Origin of the sequence: uncultured Roseovarius sp., from assembly GCF_913054395.1 — a bacterium.
Classification (GTDB): Bacteria; Pseudomonadota; Alphaproteobacteria; order Rhodobacterales; family Rhodobacteraceae; genus Roseovarius.
In genome coordinates, this window is the sequence record NZ_CAJXIP010000019.1 from 23,175 (window position 1) to 42,202 (window position 19,028).

A 19,028-nucleotide genomic window follows, 5' to 3' on the forward strand; every position below is an offset into this window, starting at 1 on the left:
TGAAGATGGAACTGTTGGGCAAGCCGATTGAGCAAGGCGAGATCGACGCACGGCTTGGCGCGCTGGCGCGGCGCCATGCGCGGGCGGGCAATGCCGCGATTGATGTGTTGAACCTTGTGGGCGGACAGGCAGAGGGGCTTTTGGATCGGCTGCCTGTGGCGGTGCGCCTGCGCCTTGGCGAGGTCACCGAAAGCGCGCTTCACCGGGCGATGGATATGGCACATCGTTCGCGCGATGTGGTCGGCGATCAGCCCGGCTGGATGGCGCGGGCGGTGACCACGGCCATGGGGGCTGCCGGTGGCATGGGCGGCCTGCCGACGGCGCTCGCGGAATTGCCGGTGACCACGACGGTGCTTTTGCGCGCGATTCAGGATGTGGCGATCGAATATGGCTTTGATCCGGCAGAGCCGAGCGTGCGGTTCGAGGCGGTTGAGGTGTTCGGTGCGGCGGGCCCTCTGTCGGATGATGACGGGGCCGATCTTGGGTTTATCGGCACGCGCGTCACGGTGACCGGGGCCGCGCTCAATTCGCTGATCGCGCGGGTGGCGCCACGGCTTGCAACGGTGCTCGGTCAAAAGCTTGCGGCGCAGACCGTGCCGATCCTGGGCGCGGCCGCCGGGGCGGCGACGAATTACGCCTACACAAGCTATTACCAGCAGATGGCGCATGTGCATTTCGGGCTGCGATGCCTGTCAATTGATGCCGGGCGTGACCACGGTGAAATGGTCGAGGCCTTTCGCCTTGCGGTCGAGAACCTTCCGGCGAGGCGGGGCTAGCGCCGCCGTGGCCTGGCCATGCCAGACATCAAGAAACAGCATCAGCACAAGCCCGATGGCAAAGCCAAGCGTGGCCTTGTTCTGATGGCCGCTGCGGTGGGTTTCGGGGATGATCTCGTGGCTGATGACATAGAGCATCGCACCGGCCGCAAAGGCCAGTCCCCAGGGCAGGAACGGCTCGGAAACCGAGATGATCGCCGCACCGATGAGGCCGCCGACCGGTTCGATCAGGCCGGTGAGGGCCGCGATGCCAAAGGCGCGGCGGCGGCCATAGCCTTCGCCGAGCAGGGCGACCGCAACCGCCAGACCCTCGGGCGCATTCTGAAGCCCGATCCCGATCGCCAGCGGCATGCCCTCGGCAAGACCATGCGCGCCAAAATTGACGCCGACGGAAAGACCTTCGGGAAAGTTGTGAATCGTGATCGCGATAATGAACAGCCAGACCCGCCGCAGAGAGGGCGCTTCCGGGCCTTCGGGGCCGGTGCGAAAATGCTCGTGTGGCAAGGTCTCGTTGAGCAGGGCAACGGCAGCCATCCCCAAAAGGATACCGGCCGCGGCAAGCGCCGCAGGCAGGGCGCCCTCGCCATATCGTTCGGTCGCCGCGTCAAGCGATGGAATGATCAGCGAAAAGAATGAGGCCGAAAGCATCACCCCGGCTGCGAAGCCAAGGGACATGTCCCGCAGGGTACGGTTCGGGGTTTTGCCCATGAGCACGGGAATCGCGCCGAGGGCGGTCATCAGACCGGCAATGAGGCTTCCCAGAAATCCGAGTGCGACGGGTGATAAATAGTCCACGGGTGCCCTATGCCTGCCTGACTGCACCCGCCTTATAGTGGGATGACGGCGTAATTGAAAAGCGCAAGTAATCAGGCGTTGTCGGCTGGTGTGTCGCGGCGGTAGGGGGCTGGTTTGGCCGGTCGGCGCGGGCTTAGAAGCGACCGCGCAGATACTCCATCACCGCGCTGCGTACCGACTGGGTGCCGCGGTCGCGCTCAGTATGGATGACGCTGCGCAATTCGCCGAGATCAAGTCGGCGCAACAGGCTTTTGACCGGCCCGATAGAGGCGGGGCGCATCGACAGCGTGCGAAAGCCGATGGCGGCCAGACAGGCGGCCTCGACCGGACGACCGGCATCTTCGCCACAAAAGCTGAGCGGCGTACCGGTGGTGGCACAGCGATAGACGATGCCTTCGAGAAAGTTCAGAAAGCTGACATTGAGGGTGTCGTAGCGCTTGCGTACCCGTTCGTTTTCACGGTCCGCAGCAAAGAAGAACTGTTTGAGGTCGTTGCCCCCCACCGAGATGAAATCTACCTCGCTATAGAAATCATCCGGGGCAAAGGCGAGCGAGGGCGTTTCCAGCATCGCCCCCAACTCGATCGAAGCCGGAAGCGGATGGCCGAGAATGCGCTCGCGTTCAAGCGCCTTGTCCATCTCGGCGCGCGCGGCGGTGAATTCGCTTCGCTGCGCCACGAAGGGGAACATGATCGACAGGTGCCGCCCCTTGGCGCCGCGGATCAGCGCCTGAAGCTGCATGCGCATGACGCCCGGCTTGTCCAATCCGACGCGGATCGCGCGCCAGCCCATGGCCGGGTTCGGCTCGTCCGTGGCCTGCATGTAGGGCAGCACCTTGTCCGACCCGATGTCCAGAGTGCGGAAGACCACGCGCTGATCCTTGGCGGCATCCATCACCCGCGAATAAAGCTCGGACAGTTCGGCACGCTTGGGCATATGGCTTCGGATCAGGAACTGAAGCTCGGTACGAAAAAGGCCGACGCCTTCGGCGCCTGAGCTTTCAAGGCTGGGCAGGTCGGCCATCAGGCCAGCATTCATCTTAAGTTTGATGCGTTGACCGCACAGGGTTTCCGCCGGTTTGTCGCGAATCGAGGCATAGCGTTCCTGCGCCTGGGCCTGCATCGCGATCTTGTCGCGAAACGCCGCCACGACGGCGTCGTCAGGGCGCAGATGCGCCAGACCCTGATCGCCATCCACCAGAATGTAATCGCCATTCAGCGCCTCGTTGCTGATCCGCGCCGCATGGATCACCAGCGGTATCGCCAGCGCCCGCGCGACGATCGCGGCATGGCTGCCGACCGATCCCTCTTCAAGGACGATCCCCCTGAGAGAGCGGCCATAATCCAAAAGCTCGGCCGGGCCGATATTGCGCGCGATCAGGATCGGGTCGGGCGGCATCTCTGCCCCGGTCTCGGTGCCTTGCCCGGTCAGAATCCGCAACAGCCGGTTGGACAGATCGTCAAGGTCATGCAGGCGGTCGCGCAGATAGGCGTCACTTACCTGGTTCATCCGTGCACGCGCGGCGGATTGTTCTTTCTCGACGGCGGCCTCGGCGGAAAGGCCGCTGTTGATATCCTCTTCCATCCGGCGCATCCAGCCTTTGGAGTTGGCAAACATCCGGTAGGCTTCGAGCACGTCAAGCTGATCCTTGTCGCCACCGGCGGTGGATAGCATCCGGTCAACGCCAACGCGCAGGGTCTCGACCGCCTCATGCAGGCGCTCAAGCTCGCGCGCGGGGTCTTCGGCGATCGGGTTGGTGACCACGACGCGGGGTTCATGAAGCCAGACATGGCCCTGCGCGGTGCCTTCCTGCACGGTTGTGCCGCGGAACAGCTTGGCCTGCTGATGGCGCGCCGACATGGCCGCGCCTTCACCGACGAAAACGCCAAGCTCGGCCATTTCGGCGAGCACCATGGCGACCACTTCGACGGCGTAAACCTCTTCTTCGGAAAACAGCCGGGATTGCTTGGATTGCACGACCAGCACGCCAAGCTTTTCGCCAAGCCGCTGGATCGGAACACCCATGAACGACGAATAGGCCTCTTCGCCGGTTTCCGGCATGAAGCGAAAGCCCTTGGCCGAGGGCGCATCGTCGGTGTTCACAACCTGGCCGGTGCGTGCCACGCGGCCCACAAGGCCCTCGCCAAGCTTAAGCCGGGTTTCATGCACCGCCTGCGGGTTAAGCCCTTCGGTCGCGCAAAGCTCGAGTGTGTCCTCGTCGCGGAACAGATAGATCGAGCACACCTCGGTGCGCATTTCCTCGGCGATCAGCCGGGTGATCTGATCCAGCCGCGTCTGACCTGCGGCATCCTCTGCCATGACGTCGCGCAGACGTCCCAGCATTTGGCGGCTGTCGGTCTTGAATGTCTTGGTCATGGCAGCATCGCACCCCGGGGGCCGTTTCAGGTCTTGGCCCGACCCTTGCCGACACGCATCGGGCAGGAAACAGGATCAGGCCGCTTTATCCAGTTCGAAGGCATCATGCAGGGCTTGGACCGCAAGTTCCATGTATTTCCGGTCAACCAGAACAGAAATCTTGATCTCTGATGTTGCAATGACCTTGATGTTCACACCTTCATCCGACAGCGTCTTGAACATCTTGGCGGCCACGCCCGATTGGCTCCGCATGCCGATGCCCACGGCGGAAATCTTGGCCACATCGGTATCGGCGACCAGATCGTGATAGTTGATTTCGCCCTTTTCCTTGGCCTCTTGCAGCGCCTTTTCGGCGCGCTTGACATGATCTGTGGGGCACGAAAAGGTCATGTCGGTGCGACCTTCCTCGGCGATGTTCTGAATGATCATGTCGACATTGACCCCCGCTTCTGAAAGCGGCCCGAAGATGGCGGCGGCGATGCCGGGGCGGTCGGCGACAGAAATAAGGGTCATCTTTGCCTCGTCACGCGAATAGGCGATGCCACTGACGACATTTGATTCCATGATTTCCTCCTCGGCGCAGACCAGGGTCCCTGCGTCGTCTGATTGCTCCTCAAAGCTGCTGAGAACCCGCAGCCGGACATTAAACCGCATCGCCAGCTCGACAGAGCGGGTCTGCAATACCTTGGCCCCGAGCGAGGCCAGTTCAAGCATTTCCTCGAAGGCGATCTTGTCAAGCTTTCGCGCCTTGGAGCTGATCCGCGGATCGGTGGTATAAACGCCATCGACATCGGTGTAGATATCGCAGCGTTCGGCATCAAAGGCGGCGGCAAAGGCCACGGCGGTGGTGTCTGATCCGCCCCGGCCGAGGGTGGTAATACGCCCCTCCGGGGAAATCCCCTGAAAGCCGGCAACCACCGCCACGCGCATGCCCTCTGAGAACTTGGCGTTGAGATTGTCGGTCGGGATTTCTTCGATCCGCGCCGACGAATGCGCCGAATTGGTCTTTAGCGGCACTTGCCAGCCCTGCCAGCTGCGCGCGGGCACGTCCATTTCCTGAAGCGTCAGCGCCATGAGGCCCGCAGTGATATTTTCGCCAGAGCTGACCACGGCGTCATATTCGCGTGCATCGTAAAGCGGCGAGATTTCATTCACCCAGCCGACAAGCTCGTTGGTTTTGCCCGACATCGCAGAGACGATGACGATCACGTCATAGCCTTTGGCCACTTCGACGCCAACGCGTTTGGCGGCGCGGCGGATACGGTCAAGCGTGGCAACAGAGGTGCCACCGAATTTCATGACGAGAACGGGCATGTGCAATGTCCTGAGCCGGTTTATCGCGCGCGGTTTACGCGCGGGCAGGGCCCGGTGCAAGAGGGCAGGTGTCGCAGGATGCCTCCGCCCGGAAAATTCGTGCGCGTTTCTCCGGGCATTTTCGCAGCATGACGAAACTGCGCGCGCGCCTAATAGGGGTGATCCTGGCCGTCATAGGTGCGAAAACATCCGGTGCTTGCAAGGTCAAGTTCGGCGAACCGCGCGACAAGACCCTCGGCCGCCTCGTCAACCGAGATGGCGGCGCCGTCGCCGCCCATGCCGGTGCGCACCCAGCCGGGGTGGTAAATACCAACCGCAACGCCGCTTGGCGCCAGGTCTACCGCCAGGTTGCGCCCCAGATTTAGCGCCGCCGCCTTTGAGGCGCGATAGATATAGCTTCCGCCGGGTGCACGGGTGTCGCTTGCCATCTGGCTTGAGATCACCGCGATCTTGCCTGCCTTCGCTGCCTTGATCCGCGGCAAAAGCGTTTGAATGCTCAGGAAAACGCCGGTCACATTGGTGGCAAATGCCTGCGCCCACATCGAGGCCGGGTAGCCGTTTTCGAGGGTTTCGTGCCTGTCGGGATAAACCCCGGCGTTGCAGATCAGAAGATCGACCGGCTGATCGCCCATCTGCTCTGCCATCGCGTGATGCGCTGTCGGATCGGTTACATCAAGCGCGATCAGCTCTCCGGTCGGCTGTCGCGCCGTTCCGGTAACACGGTGACCCGCCGCGCGATAGTGATCGGCCAGGGCCTTGCCAATGCCGCGATTCGCGCCCGTGATGACGATATGCATGAATGACCTTTCGGGTTGGGATCAGTTCGATTTGCGCCCTGGAATGAACGGCAGGGGGGTGACGGGCACGCCCGCTTCAAACAGCTTTCGCGCCTCATCGGGGTGCGCCTCGCCATAGATCGCGCGTTCGGGGGCCAGCCCGCCATGCATGTCTCGCGCTTCGCGCGCAAAATTACGCCCGACATATTCCGAGTTTTCCTCGACCCGGCGGCGCAATTCGGCGATGGCCTGTTCCGCGGGGCTGGCGGGTTGGGGGATCGCGCCATCCTCGGGCGTGGGGGAATCCTCGACCGCGCGCGCGCGGCTTGCCCGCACCCGCGGCGCCATAAGCGCCTTTTCCACTTCATCAGATCCGCATACGGCACAGGTCACCATGCCGCGCGCGCGCAGCTTCTCAAAGGCTTCGGCCGATTGGAACCAGCTGTCAAAGCGGTGATCCCCGGCGCATTTCAGGCTGAATTGAATCATGTCCAGGTCCAGATGGAATACATATGATAGTTACGCGTGATCGCGCGAAGTTCAAGGTATATGCACCACTTAGATGCCGAGTTGATGCGGGTTGAAGGCGCGGATGATATGCGCCAATTCGGGTTCGTCGATGCGGGCCGCGGCCTTTTTGGGGCGCAGCCATTTGTGTTTGCGCTGTCCGGCTTCGGGGTATTTCCCGGCAAGCGTCTTGACCCGCACCGGGTAAACCATGGCAACACAGGGCAGGCCGCGCTCTGGACCGATCGCCTTGGTATAGGAATAGACGCCAATGCAACGCTCATAGGCGCGACCGCGCACGCCGGCCTCTTCCCAGGCTTCGGTCAGGGCGATCTCAGAGGGGGTCTTGCCCGGTATCGGCCATCCCTTGGGAACGATCCAGCGGCCCGATCCGCGACTTGTGATCAAAAGGATTTCCGGCTTGTCGCGCACCATGCGATAGCAAAGCGCCGCAAACTGTGTGCGTACTTCGGTCTTTGTGGCCGCTGGCAGGGCAAGCGGCATCTGGGGTGTTGCCTGAAGGCTCATAGGGCCCTGTCCCATTGGCTGCTCGTCCGGTCGGGAATTGAATTCAACTATATAACGGCCTGTCGCGATCTTGCCAGCGCGATTTACCGCGCGCCCTTTTTCAAGGACGCCTTGCGGCAATTGTGCCAATAATTGAACAACATGGCGTTACCAGCTCCGGGAAATCAGGTTTCGTCTCTTTCCTCGGCTGACAGGGCGGCGGATTCTTCAAGCTGTGACAGCAGCATGGTTTCAAGGTCTTTTTCCAGCTCTCGCGCGCGGCTGATATAGGCGGCATTGTCGGTCGTGGGGATCGTCGGATCCCAAAGCGCCGCCAATTCGCGGACCGATGTGCGGTCATGCTTGTAAAAGGTTTTCTCAAGCTCGGCGGCCTCGAACTCGGTCAGGCCCATGTTCTCAAGCACATAGCGCCCCGCCCGCAGCGAGCTGTCGAACAGTTCGCGCACGATGTCATTGGCCCCGGCCTGATAAAGGCGAAACACATGGGTGCGATCATGCGCGCGCGCGATGATGTGCAGATCGGGGCACTCGCGGCGCGCAAAGGCGACAAGGCGCACCACGGCATCAGGATCGTCAAGCGCGGCCACCAGGACACGCGCGTCGTGCAGGCCGGCGGCGTGCAAGAGGTCGGGTCGTGTCGGATCGCCCAGAAAACCCTTGATGCCAAAGCGGCGCATCCGCTGAATCGCGTTCAGGTCATGGTCAAGCACCACGGTTTCAAACCCGCTTGAGCGCACAAGCCGGTTGACGATCTGCCCAAAACGCCCGATCCCGGCGATAATGACCGGGCCTTTCTCGTCGATCTCATCGGCATCCTGCCCGTCGTCACTGTCCTGAATGTGCTGCGACAGCCAATCATAGAGAATGAACAACAGCGGCGTGATCAGCATGGTCAGCGCCACCACAAGCAACAGCGTTTCACTTAGGCCGCGCGGCAGAACGTGTTGCTGATCGGTAAAGCCGATCAATACCAGCCCGAATTCCCCCGCTTGCGCCAGGCCCAGTGTGAACAGCCACAAATCACGCCCGCGCAGCGCAAAGGCCCAGCCCAGAATGCAAAGCACGCCGCCCTTGATCACGATCACCGCAAGCGCAAGCCCAACCACCAGGAACGGTGCGCCGAACAGGATGGTGAAATTGATTCCCGCCCCAACGGTGATAAAGAACAGCCCCAGCAACAGGCCTTTGAAGGGCGCGATATCGCTTTCAAGTTCGTGGCGGAATTCACTGTTGGCAAGAACCACGCCGGCCAGAAACGCGCCAAGCGCCGGGGACAGGCCGACCAGCATCATCAAGAACGAAATCGACACCACGATAAGCAGGGCAAGCGCGGTGTACATTTCCCGCAGCCGGGCGGCATGGATAAAGCGGAACACAGGCCGCGTCAGGTAAATTCCGGCCAGGATGATGGCGGCCACGGCGCCGATTGTGACCAGTGTGGCACCCCATCCCGGCAGGCTCGCGATCAGGGATTGCGCAACCTGATGTGCGCCCGCCGCGCCGTGTTCCGGCGGCTGTGCGCCGCGCGAAAGCACCTCGCCCAAAACCATGTCGGCAGTCTTCGGCAAGGCCAGAAGCGGCAGGAAGGCCAGCATCGGGATCACCGCGATATCCTGTGTCAGGAGCACCGAAAACGCCGATCGCCCGCCCCCCGTCCGCATCAACCTCTTTTCCGACAGGGTTTGCAGAACAATCGCCGTCGACGACAGCGCAAAGATAAGCCCTATCGCAAGCGCCACACTCCAGCCCAGCCCCAAAAGGCTTGCTCCGGTCATGATCGCCAGCGTGGTTAGCACGATCTGCAACCCGCCCAGACCAAGCAGGCGATGGCGCATGTCCCAAAGCGCGCGCGGCTCAAGTTCCAGCCCGATCAGAAACAGCATCATCACCACGCCGAATTCGGCAACGTGCTGTAATTCAGCGGTTTCATGCCCGCCGACAAAGCCAAAGACCGGCCCGATCAAAACTCCGGCCAGAAGGTAGCCAAGCACCGACCCAAGCCCAAGGCGTGCCGCCAGGGGAACGGCGATCACCGTGGCCGCGAGATAGATCGAAGCCTGGAAAAGGAACCCCTCCATCAGCCTTTGGGCATCCGCAGTACCACGTCGCGCCCACGCTTCTTATAGCGAAGCTCCGTGTCGCCAATCGCCAATACCTGCCCGCCATTCAGGCGGTCGCCTACCTGCACTTTCTGATAGCGGCCATTGGCCAGCCGGACCAGGGCGCGGCGGTTCTTGGCGTTGCCGTAAACGCCGATAAGATTGACGTCGCGCAGATTGATCGCGTTGCGCGCGGTCGCCTGTCGCGCCACCGAGGCCTTGGAGGGAATCGACGGCGCGGCGGGCTTGGCGGCCTGGCCGGAAATCGCGGGCGTATTCGAAGGCGTGCTGCGGCTCACGATCTTTTCGAAATTGCCGGGTCGCGGTTTGGGCTTGAGCGAAGCCACCACCGCCTGTTCGGTGCTGGTGGTGTCCGGTGTTTCGACGGCCTCGGCAAGGGCTTTGGCCACTGCGGCAGCATCAGGTTCGGGCGCGCGCAGGAGGGCGGCGGCGTTGATCACCGTTTGCGGGCGGCTGCGCGGGCGCAGCGCCGCCAGTTCCGAACGGGTGCGCCCACTGAGTACGCCGCGTTCCTGTTGTTCAGCCAGATTATCGGGGCGGCTGCGCGGGCGAATTTCGCCTAATCGCTGCTGTTCGGCCTGCGCTTCGGCGGTTTGCTCAAGTCCCGGCAGGGGCACGGCGCGGGCGGGCATGTCCGGCGGCACAAGCGGCGGCGGCCCTGCGCGTACAAGCACGCCATCCGGCGTCAGCGCCCCACCGCGTGTTGCAAGAACAAAGCCACGCGGGTCAAGTGCGAACTGCGTGTCCGGCGGCGCGGGCGAGGCGGGGGTTTCGGGGCGCCGGTCAACCCCGGCGCCCTGGGGCGAGGGCAGGGCGACCGCATCCTGAAAATTGACCGTGTCGTCAATTGAGGTGAGATAGAAATCATCAAGCCCGGTGGCATTGGGCACCTCTGTCTGGGTCGGTGCCATTTGCCAGATCCCGGTCGCGGCGTAGCGCGCCAAGGCCTGATCCGGCGTCAGTTCCGCAGCAGGAACGGCCTGTGCGGTCTCTTGCGCCGCGGTCTCTGGCGGGGTGGCTTCGGACACTGGCGCAGGTGCGACCACCGGGTCAAGCTGTGCCTCCTGCGGGGGGGCTGCCTCGGGCAGTGGCGTCGGCTGGTTCACGGCATCCGCAACCGGGTCCTCGGTCTCGGGGGCGGGCGGTGGCCGGGTTGCTATGATCTCGGGCGTGGGGGACTTGCGGAACAATCCGGCCACGCCCCCGTCGGTGAACATTGCCGCCCAGGCCGCAACCATGATCAGGAAAAGCAGCAGGACCGCGGTCAGGATCAGGCCCAGATAGCGCGGCTTTCCGCCCACGCGCTGATCCGCACGTGCGCCAAAGACCGTCATGCGCTCGGCCTCGTTCGGCGAGCCTGTTTTTGCCTCGGCACGTTTGGCCGGTTTGTTGCGGCGCAAAGCCGCTGCGGCCCGTTCCTGTGGTTCGGGCGTCGGCGTCAGGCTGGCGGCGGCCAGATCGCCCCAGGCGGGATCAACGGCGCCGGTCAGTTGCGGCGCGGGGCCGGGCCCAGGCAGATCCGGCAGCGGCGCCGAAGGGGCCGTGGGCGTAAATCGCTCGGCACCCGCCAGCTTTGGCGCCTGCCCCGGATCAACGGTGCGATTGGCCCGGATGCTGGTAAAGGCAACGGCCGGGGTCTTGTTCTCGGGCGCGGCAGGGGGCGCGGGGTCTTGCGGCGCATCCGGGGCAGATGCCTCTGTACCCTCGGGCATATGGGCCGCACCGATGATCGACACGGCGGTCTCGTCGCGGTCAATCGACACCTTGGGGCCAAGCGTGTCACGGGCGTGCCGGGTGGTGCCAAAAAACGGCTCGCCGGGAAAGGTGCTCGCATCGGGGCGCGCGACAAAGCTTATCGGATTGAACGCGTGCTCAAGGCCAAAGGCTTCGGCCTCTTCCAGCGTTTCGCGGGCAACGGCGGCGACCAGGATACGATCGCCATCCAGCGCCCAGTCATAGGTCAGATCCTCAAGCGCATAGGGCGTGGCCCCGTCCAGCGCCTCAGCGACCGCACGGTCAATATCACCATCCGGTGCCGTATCCGCCGACAGGTCAAGGTATTTAATCTGTTCGTTCGGCAGGATCAGCTTGGTCGCAAAGCCCGAGGGATCAAGTGCCAGTGCCTTGGATTTCAAAGCCGCGAGATCGCCATTCAGGTCCTCTGCGTCGAGGGTCGTTTCGCCCACCAGATGCCAGCCCGCATGCGCGCGGTGCAAAAGGCCGATGCCTTCGACGGACAGGGATAAGGCGAAATTGGGTTTCATCTATACTGCTTTAACACCGGCACTGCGCAATCGGGAGTCCTGCGTTCACCGCGCTGATTTTATAGCAGCTTCGCGCCGAGGCAAACTAAAAGCCCCGTCCCGGCGCCGCCACGGGCGGCCCGGAACGGGGGAAGAATCAGCCGTTCGCCTTGGACAGCGCCTGATCGAGATCGGCGATGATGTCCTCGGCATCCTCGATCCCGATCGAGATTCGCACCACATTCGGCGCAGCCCCGGCAGCGGTTTGCTGTTCCGGCGAAAGCTGGCGGTGGGTGGTCGAGGCGGAATGGATCACCAGGCTTCGGGTGTCACCGAGGTTGGCCACATGGCTGAACAATTCAAGGCTGTCGACAAAGCGGATGCAGGCATCATAGCCCCCCTTGAGCGCAATCGTGAACAGCCCGCCAGCGCCTTTTGGGCAAATCCGCGCGACACGGTCGTGATAGGGCGACGAGGCAAGACCGGCATAGGTCACGGCCTCGATCGCGGGGTGACTTTCAAGCCATCCGGCCACTTTTTCGGCGTTCTGAACATGGCGCTCCATGCGCAGGCTGAGGGTTTCGATCCCCATCAGGGTGTAATGCGCCGCTTGCGGGTTGAGTGTCATGCCCAGATCACGCAGGCCAATGGCGATGCTGTGGAAGGTAAAGGCGAGCGGCCCGAAGGTTTCGTGGAACTTGAGGCCGTGATAGGCGGTCTCGGGGGCGCTGAGCGAGGGGAACTTATCCGAGGCAGACCAGTTGAAATTGCCCGAATCCACCACGACGCCGCCGGTGACGGTGCCATTGCCGGTCAGGTATTTGGTCATCGAATGCACGACAAGCGTCGCACCGTGCTCGATCGGACGGCAGAGGTACGGCGTGGCGCTTGTGTTATCCACGATCAGCGGCACACCGGCGGTATCGGCGATCTTCGCCACCGCGTCGAGATCGGTGATATAGCCGCCCGGATTGGCGATGGATTCGCAGAAGACGGCGCGGGTATCGTCATCAATCGCCGCCGCAATTGCGTCGAGGTCATCGAAATCGACGAATTTCGCGGACCAGCCAAAGCGTTTGATTGTCTGGCTGAACTGGGTGATCGAGCCACCATAAAGACGCGTCGAGACCACCACGTTAAGGCCCGGCCCCATCAGCGGGAAAAGCGCCATGATCTGGGCGGCATGGCCGGATGAACAACAGACCGCGCCGACACCGCCCTCAAGTGTCGCGACACGTTCCTGAAGCGCGGCCACCGTCGGATTGGTCAGGCGCGAGTAGATGTACCCGACCTCTTGCAGGTTGAACAGCGCGGCGGCGTGTTCGGCATCGCGAAACACATAGGCCGTTGTCTGGTAAATCGGCACCTGCCGCGCGCCGGTGGCGGGATCCGGTCGGGCGCCGGCGTGAATCTGCAATGTGTCAAAGCCATAAGCCATTTTATCTGTCCTCCTCGGAAATGCTTGCATTCGGGTTTAGGGCATCCGAGTTTGCGCCACAACTGGCGTTAACTCATTCTAGGAGACCCGAGATGGCATATCCGTTTCATCTGGCGATAAATGTGACCGATCTGGACGCGGCGCGCGGCTTTTATGGCGACCTTCTGGGCGCGACCGAGGGCCGATCGACCGAAACCTGGGTCGATTTCGATTTCTTCGGCCATCAACTAAGCCTGCATCTCGGTGCGCCCTTTGCCACCAAGCCAACCGGCAAGGTCGGTGATCACATGGTTCAGATGCCGCATTTCGGCGTGGTTTTGCCGCTGGAGACATGGCGCGAGGTCGCCGCGCGCCTCGAACAGGCCGGGACAGAGTTTGTCATCCCGCCGACCGTGCGCTTTGAAGGAGAGCCGGGGGAGCAATGGACGATGTTTTTCTGTGACCCCTCGGGCAACCCTGTGGAATTGAAAGGTTTTGCCGATATGGGCGCTGTGTTCGCGTCGTGACAGGCTGAATCTTTCGGGGCTTAGCGCATCCAAAATCCGTTGCGCTTGATCGTATTGCGGATGGCCTGTTCGCGGCGCGGCAGGTCGTCCTGATCGAACAACGCACGCACTTTCCGGCCGCGCCCCTGATAGATCATCCGTTTGATCGGGTCGTATTCCTTCAGCACCTTCTTGACGCGATTGGGCGCGGTTACGCTTTCCAGTACCTTGACCACATGATCGGATTCGCGGGCATAAAGCAGGGGCAGAACCCGGTAATGACAGGTGATATCGCCATCCAGAAGCCCCGCCTCAGGCGTGTCGCGGGCACCGCCAAACGAGTGGATCACCAGAGGCAGGGCAACCTGATCAAGCCAGGGATCAAGTTCCTGGCAGACAAGTTCCGGCGGGGCATCGTTGGCAATGGCCAGGGCGTAGTCCAGAAACCGCTGACCAAAGACACGCGGGCAGTCGTAAAAGAAAAAACCCGCGTTGAAATAAAGATAGCGCTGCCAGTATTCATCGGGCTGCCCCAGATCCAGTGAGCTTTCAAAATCAAGCCCGAACTTGTCATAAAGTGATTTCCAGATGGCGCCATAGCCGGGGCCGTAAAGTTCAAGCTGCGGCCAGGTGCCTTCGCGCCGCATCGAGGCGGTGGGGCGGGTGAAATCGAACGGAACCGAGGCCAGATCCCCGGTGATCAGGGTGTCGGTATCAAAAAACACGAAGGGCTCGCCCTTGGGCAGGCTGAACAGAGCCTCGATCTTGTTGCCATAGGGATAGGTGTGGCCGAAGTGCTTGTTCTCAAACGGAATGATTTCGGCGCCCAGCTCCTTCAGAAGATCGCGGGTCTCGTCGCCCCTGATGCGCGGATCATTGGGCCAGAGCGCGCCCGGCTGGGGTTCGGCTACGAACAGCCTGCCCTTGAAATCAGGGCTCTGGTCGCGCAGCGAGGCCGCAAATATCAGCGCCTCGAATTGTAGCCGCCCACCCTGACCAACGATCATGATATTGAAATCGGTGTGCTTCTCCGTGGTCTTTGCCATGCCTGCGCCCCGGTTCGTGCCTTGCTGCTTTTCGGGCCACTATAGGGGCAATCCCGCAGGGGCAGAAGGGGGAAGTGAACGCCTGTCAGGCCTGGTCTTCCCGGGGCAGGGATTTCAGGGTCGTGACCGCCTCATATTGGGACAAAAAGACCTGACCGGTCATTTCCGTCAGGAAATGCTGTTGCCTGAGGCGGTCCATGACCGGGCCCTTGACCTCGGACAGGTGAAGCCTGACGTTCATCTCGTGCAGGCGCTCGTTGATCATTTCAAGCGATTCAAGCGCGCTCAGGTCGATTTCATTGATCGCCGAGCATTGCAGGATCACGTGGCGAATTTGCGGATCATTGGCCACCCGGTTGTGAATCTTTTCCTCAAGAAAGCGGGCATTGGCGAAATACAGGCTTTCATCGACGCGCAGGCTTACGATGTGGGGATCGGTCTTGACCTTGTGCCGCAGGATATTGCGGAAATGTTCGGTGCCGGGGACCTGTCCGACCTCGGCCACATGCGGGCGGGAGGTCTTGTAAAGATGCAGCAGGATCGACAGGCCCACCCCGGCGGAAACACCAGCCTCGACCCCAAGACCAAGCGTCAGAAGGATCGTGACCAGAACGGCGGCGAAATCCGCCTTGGAATAGTCCCAGCTGCGTTTGAGGATGCTGAAATCCACAAGGCTCAGCACCGCGACGATGATGGTAGCGGCAAGGGTTGCCTTGGGCAGGAAATAGATCAGCGGGGTGAGAAACAGCGCCGCAATCGCAAGCCCGACCGCCGTATAAGCCCCCGCGGCCGGGGTTTCGGCGCCGGCATCGAAATTTACCACCGAGCGCGAAAACCCGCCCGTCACCGGGAAACCGCCGGTAAAGGCCGCGCCGATATTGGCGGCGCCAAGGCCGATCAGCTCCTGGTCTGGATCAATCCGCTGGCGTTTCTTCGCGGCAAGGGTCTGGGCCACGGAAATCGATTCAACAAATCCGATAATCGAGATCAGGAAGGCCGGTAGCAATAGCTGCCCCAGAAGCGTCGGCGAGAGCGAAGGCATGGTCAGCGGCGGCAGGCTCTGGGGCACGTCGCCAACGATCCTGACGCCCCGGTCCGCAAGGCCCAAGCCCCAGACGGCAAGCGTGCTCACGACCACGACCGCGACCGGCCCGGCCTTGACCGCGACGCCAGTAAGGCCCGCGCCCGCACCAAGGCGCTGCATCAGCGGCTTGAGGCCCTTGCGCACCCAGAACAGAAACGCCGTGCCCAGAATGCCGATCACGGCGGTAATGGGGTTTGTTTCGCCCAGGTGCCCGGCCAGCGACACCACGATGTCCAACAGGGTGTGGCCCTGCGCATTGATCCCCAGGATATGCTTGAGCTGACTTGCGGCGATGATTAGCCCCGAGGCGGTGATAAAGCCCGCAATCACCGGGTGCGACAGGAAGTTGGCGACAAACCCAAGCCGGAAAAGCCCCATGCCCAACAGGATCCCCCCGGACAGGACCGCCAGGGACAATGCGGCAATGCCATAGCCCATCGTGCCCTGTTCCACGATATTGCTGAGCGCGGCGGCGGTCATCAGGGACACAACGGCGACCGGGCCGACGGCAAGTGCGCGGCTGGTGCCGAAGATCGCGTAAAGGATGATCGGCGCAATCGAGGCATAAAGCCCTGCCTCGGGCGGCAATCCGGCAAGCAGGGCATAGGCCAGCGATTGCGGGATAAGCATTATAGTGACGATCAGCGCCGCAACCAGGTCATTGCCAAAGGCAGTGCGATCATAGACGCGCCCCCATGACAGGATGGGAAGCGCGCGGGTCAGGTAAGCAGGCATTCAGGGCTCGGTCTTGTGAAGGCCGCCTTTGCAACCGGGGCAAAGACGGCGCGCGAGGGTTTACTTGACGGTGACTTTTTCGGGTTTGGCCATCCACTCATGGCCCTTGAGCATGGCCTTCCAATAGATCGGCGGCAGCATCTTTTCCTTCAGGAACCATGCGGCCCGCGACGGCTTGGTGCCGTCAATGAACGCCTTTGGAAAGCTTGGAAGCATGGTGCCGCCATAGCCGAATTCCGCCAGTACGATCTTGCCGCGCTCGACCGTGAGCGGGCAGGAGCCATAGCCGTTATACTGCGCCACGGGCGATCCGCCGCGGATGTCCGCGACGATATTCTCGGCCACGATCGGCGCCTGAATGCGCGCGGCGGCGGCGGTTTTGGCATTGGGGGCGTTCATCACATCGCCAAGCGACCAGATGTTGTCATAGCTTTTGTGGCGCAGCGTCGCCTGATCCACATCGACCCATCCCGCCGCATCCGCCAGCGGCGAGACGCGGATGAAGTCGGGCGCGGTCTGGGGCGGGCAGACATGCATCATGTCAAACTCCATCTCGACGCGCTCGACCGGGGCGTCGGGCCTGGCCACATCGAACCATGCCTTGCGGGCCGGGCCATCGACGGCGACCAGATTATGAAAGAAATTCAGCGTTGCGTCGTATTTTCCGACGTACTCCATCAGCGCCGGAACATAATCCTTGACCCCGAAGAGAACGCCCCCGGCATTGTTGAACTGAATGTCTATATCTTTCAGAACCCCGCGCCGGGCCCAGGCATCGCCCGAAAGATACATCGCCTTTTGCGGCGCACCGGCGCATTTGATCGGCATCGGTGGCTGGGTAAAGATCGCGCGGCCCTCTTTCATCCCCTGCACCAGTTGCCAGGTATAGGGTGCCAGGTCGTAGCGGTAATTCGAGGTCACGCCGTTCTGACCCAATGTATCGACAAGGCCGTCGATCTTGTGCCAGTCAAGCTTGATCCCCGGACAGACGATGAGGCGTTGGTATTTCACCACGCGACACCCATCGAGGATGACGGCGTTGTTGTCCGGCTCGAAGGCCGCCACGGCGGATTTGATCCAATGCACGCCACGTGGAATGAGGGACCCCATGGTGCGCGCGGTGTCTGACGGCTCGAAAATGCCGCCGCCAACCATGGTCCAGCCGGGTTGGTAATAGTGGATGTCGGCGGGGTCGATGATGGCAATCTCAAGGTCCGGTTTGCGCGCCTTGAGGCTGGCGGCGGCGGCAATTCCGCCAGCCCCTGCACCGACGATCACCACTTCAAAGCTGGCGTCGCCGGTGTCGGTCGGCGTCTTGCCGCCATTGGCAATCCGGCGCACCACGCCCGCCATGTCATAGCCCGCCGCCTTGGTCGCGGCGAGGATGTCCGACAGGTCCCGCGTCCTGGCCTGTGACAGTGACCAGAGAGTGGCCGAGCGCGTCCCGGTCCGGCAATAGGCCAGCGTCGGCCCCGGCAAGGCGGTCAGGGCCGCGTCAAAGGCCTCGGCGTCCTCGTCCGCGACCTTGCCCGATACGATCGGCAAATAGGCGGCCTCAAGCCCGAGGTCCCTTGCCGCCCTGGAAAGTTCGTCAAAGGTCGGCTGATCCGCGCCTTCGCCATCGGGCCGGTTGCAGATCACAGAGCGAAAGCCCGCATCCTTGATTGCCCGCATGTCCGCGGCGGTGATTTGCGCCGCGACAGACAGGCCTGACGTGATCGTTTTGATATCCAAAAGACTTCCCCCAGAGTTTAAAGCTTGTTGACCGGCACCTTGAGCATCGGATTGCCGTCTTCATCCCTCGGCACCTCGCCCGCGCGCATGTTGACCTGCAACGACGGGATGATCAGCCGCGGCATCGCCAGTGTCGCGTCGCGCTCGGTGCGGAACTTGATGAAATCCTCGCGGGTCTTGCCACCGCCCACATGGATGTTGTGGGCCTTTTCCTCGGCCACGGTGGTTTCCCACTGAATGTCGCGGCCATTGGGGCCGTAATCGTGACACATGAACAGGCGCATCTCGTCGGGCAGGGCAAGCACCTTCTGGATGCTGTCGTAAAGCTGTGCCGCATCCCCGCCCGGAAAATCCGCGCGCGCCGAGCCGCCATCGGGCATGAACAGCGTGTCACCCACAAAGGCGGCATTGCCCATCACATGCACCATGCAGGCGGGGGTGTGGCCGGGCGTGTACATGGCAAATCCCTGCAGGCCGCCAACCATATAGGTATCGCCATCCTTGAACAAAGCGTCAAATTGCGACCCGTCCCGTTGGAATTCTGTGCCTTCGTTGAAGATCTTTCCAAAGGTTTCCTGCACCACCATGATTTTCTCGCCGACGCCGATCTTGCCGCCGAGAGCGTCCTGCAGATAGGGCGCAGCACTCAGGTGATCGGCATGAACATGGGTTTGGATGATCCAGTCGACGGTCAGGCCGCGCTCCTTGACCTCGGCGATCAGCGCATCCGCGTGATCATAGGTGATCCGGCCGGCGGCATAGTCTATATCCATCACGCTGTCGATGATCGCGCAATGAGTGCTGCCCGGGTCCTTGACGATATAGCTGATGGTGTTTGTCGCCTCGTCAAAATGAGCCGAGACCTCGGGTTTGACATCCATGTTTACAGGGTAGGTCATACTGTGATCCTCCTTTGGGTCAGATGCACGAGCTCTTTGTGCCCTGACAATGTAGTTGGCGAAGTTTTCGCTGGAATGATCCCTGTCAATAGGGGGCGAAAAAGCACTGGACCGCGGCGCGGCCTTTTTGGGGTTCGAGCAGGCATCAGCCGCAGGATTTGCATGTCCGCAGGC

Annotated in this window: 15 protein-coding genes; 2 read left to right on the forward strand and 13 right to left on the reverse strand. The window is 62.1% G+C overall.

Annotated features, from left to right (window positions below; genetic code table 11):
- Positions 1-5 precede the first annotated feature (5 nt).
- Complete coding sequence (locus QZ522_RS04600; RefSeq protein WP_294608130.1) at positions 6-776, forward strand: EcsC family protein; 771 nt, start codon at positions 6-8, stop codon at positions 774-776.
- On the opposite strand, the gene QZ522_RS04605 is transcribed toward QZ522_RS04600, so the two are convergent.
- From QZ522_RS04605 to QZ522_RS04645, 9 genes are all read right to left on the reverse strand, one after another.
- A complete protein-coding gene (locus tag QZ522_RS04605) occupies positions 693-1,571 on the reverse strand; it encodes a ZIP family metal transporter (protein ID WP_294608087.1) in 879 nt (292 codons plus the stop codon). The two genes, QZ522_RS04600 and QZ522_RS04605, sit on opposite strands and share 84 nt — an antisense overlap.
- Positions 1,572-1,704: 133 nt before the next feature.
- Positions 1,705-3,945, reverse strand: a complete 2,241-nt coding sequence (ptsP, locus tag QZ522_RS04610; RefSeq protein ID WP_294608090.1) for a phosphoenolpyruvate--protein phosphotransferase — start codon at positions 3,943-3,945, stop codon at positions 1,705-1,707.
- Between the two features lie 75 nt (positions 3,946-4,020).
- On the reverse strand, positions 4,021-5,259 hold the full coding sequence (locus QZ522_RS04615) for an aspartate kinase (protein WP_294608092.1): 1,239 nt from the start codon (positions 5,257-5,259) through the stop codon (positions 4,021-4,023).
- A 149-nt stretch (positions 5,260-5,408) separates the two neighbouring features.
- Positions 5,409-6,056 (reverse strand): SDR family NAD(P)-dependent oxidoreductase, encoded by a 648-nt coding sequence (locus tag QZ522_RS04620; RefSeq protein ID WP_294608094.1) that lies wholly within the window; start codon positions 6,054-6,056, stop codon positions 5,409-5,411.
- A gap of 21 nt (positions 6,057-6,077) precedes the next feature.
- A complete protein-coding gene (locus QZ522_RS04625) occupies positions 6,078-6,524 on the reverse strand; it encodes a DUF1178 family protein (protein ID WP_294608097.1) in 447 nt (148 codons plus the stop codon).
- A 69-nt stretch (positions 6,525-6,593) separates the two neighbouring features.
- On the reverse strand, positions 6,594-7,070 hold the full coding sequence (locus tag QZ522_RS04630) for an NUDIX hydrolase (protein ID WP_294608099.1): 477 nt from the start codon (positions 7,068-7,070) through the stop codon (positions 6,594-6,596).
- Between the two features lie 164 nt (positions 7,071-7,234).
- The gene (locus QZ522_RS04635; protein ID WP_294608102.1) at positions 7,235-9,148 is read right to left on the reverse strand and encodes a cation:proton antiporter; all 1,914 of its coding nucleotides are present in this window, start codon (positions 9,146-9,148) and stop codon (positions 7,235-7,237) included.
- Entirely contained in the window at positions 9,148-11,454 is a 2,307-nt protein-coding gene (locus QZ522_RS04640; RefSeq protein WP_294608104.1) for a hypothetical protein, read from the reverse strand. The genes QZ522_RS04635 and QZ522_RS04640 overlap by 1 nt, the downstream gene beginning before the upstream one ends.
- A gap of 136 nt (positions 11,455-11,590) precedes the next feature.
- On the reverse strand, positions 11,591-12,871 hold the full coding sequence (locus QZ522_RS04645) for an O-acetylhomoserine aminocarboxypropyltransferase/cysteine synthase family protein (protein ID WP_294608107.1): 1,281 nt from the start codon (positions 12,869-12,871) through the stop codon (positions 11,591-11,593).
- 92 nt (positions 12,872-12,963) lie between these two features.
- Here QZ522_RS04645 and QZ522_RS04650 point away from each other — a divergent pair, with 92 nt between their 5' ends.
- A complete protein-coding gene (locus QZ522_RS04650; protein WP_294608110.1) occupies positions 12,964-13,377 on the forward strand; it encodes a VOC family protein in 414 nt (137 codons plus the stop codon).
- 20 nt (positions 13,378-13,397) lie between these two features.
- Here QZ522_RS04650 and QZ522_RS04655 read toward each other — a convergent pair whose 3' ends face one another.
- From QZ522_RS04655 to QZ522_RS04670, 4 genes are all read right to left on the reverse strand, one after another.
- The gene (locus tag QZ522_RS04655) at positions 13,398-14,402 is read right to left on the reverse strand and encodes a hypothetical protein (RefSeq protein WP_294608113.1); all 1,005 of its coding nucleotides are present in this window, start codon (positions 14,400-14,402) and stop codon (positions 13,398-13,400) included.
- A gap of 85 nt (positions 14,403-14,487) precedes the next feature.
- Entirely contained in the window at positions 14,488-16,221 is a 1,734-nt protein-coding gene (gene sulP, locus QZ522_RS04660; RefSeq protein WP_294608115.1) for a sulfate permease, read from the reverse strand.
- Positions 16,222-16,281: 60 nt separating this feature from the next.
- A complete protein-coding gene (locus tag QZ522_RS04665) occupies positions 16,282-17,955 on the reverse strand; it encodes a bifunctional protein tyrosine phosphatase family protein/NAD(P)/FAD-dependent oxidoreductase (RefSeq protein WP_294608118.1) in 1,674 nt (557 codons plus the stop codon).
- 17 nt (positions 17,956-17,972) lie between these two features.
- Complete coding sequence (locus tag QZ522_RS04670) at positions 17,973-18,854, reverse strand: MBL fold metallo-hydrolase (RefSeq protein WP_294608120.1); 882 nt, start codon at positions 18,852-18,854, stop codon at positions 17,973-17,975.
- Positions 18,855-19,028: the final 174 nt, after the last annotated feature.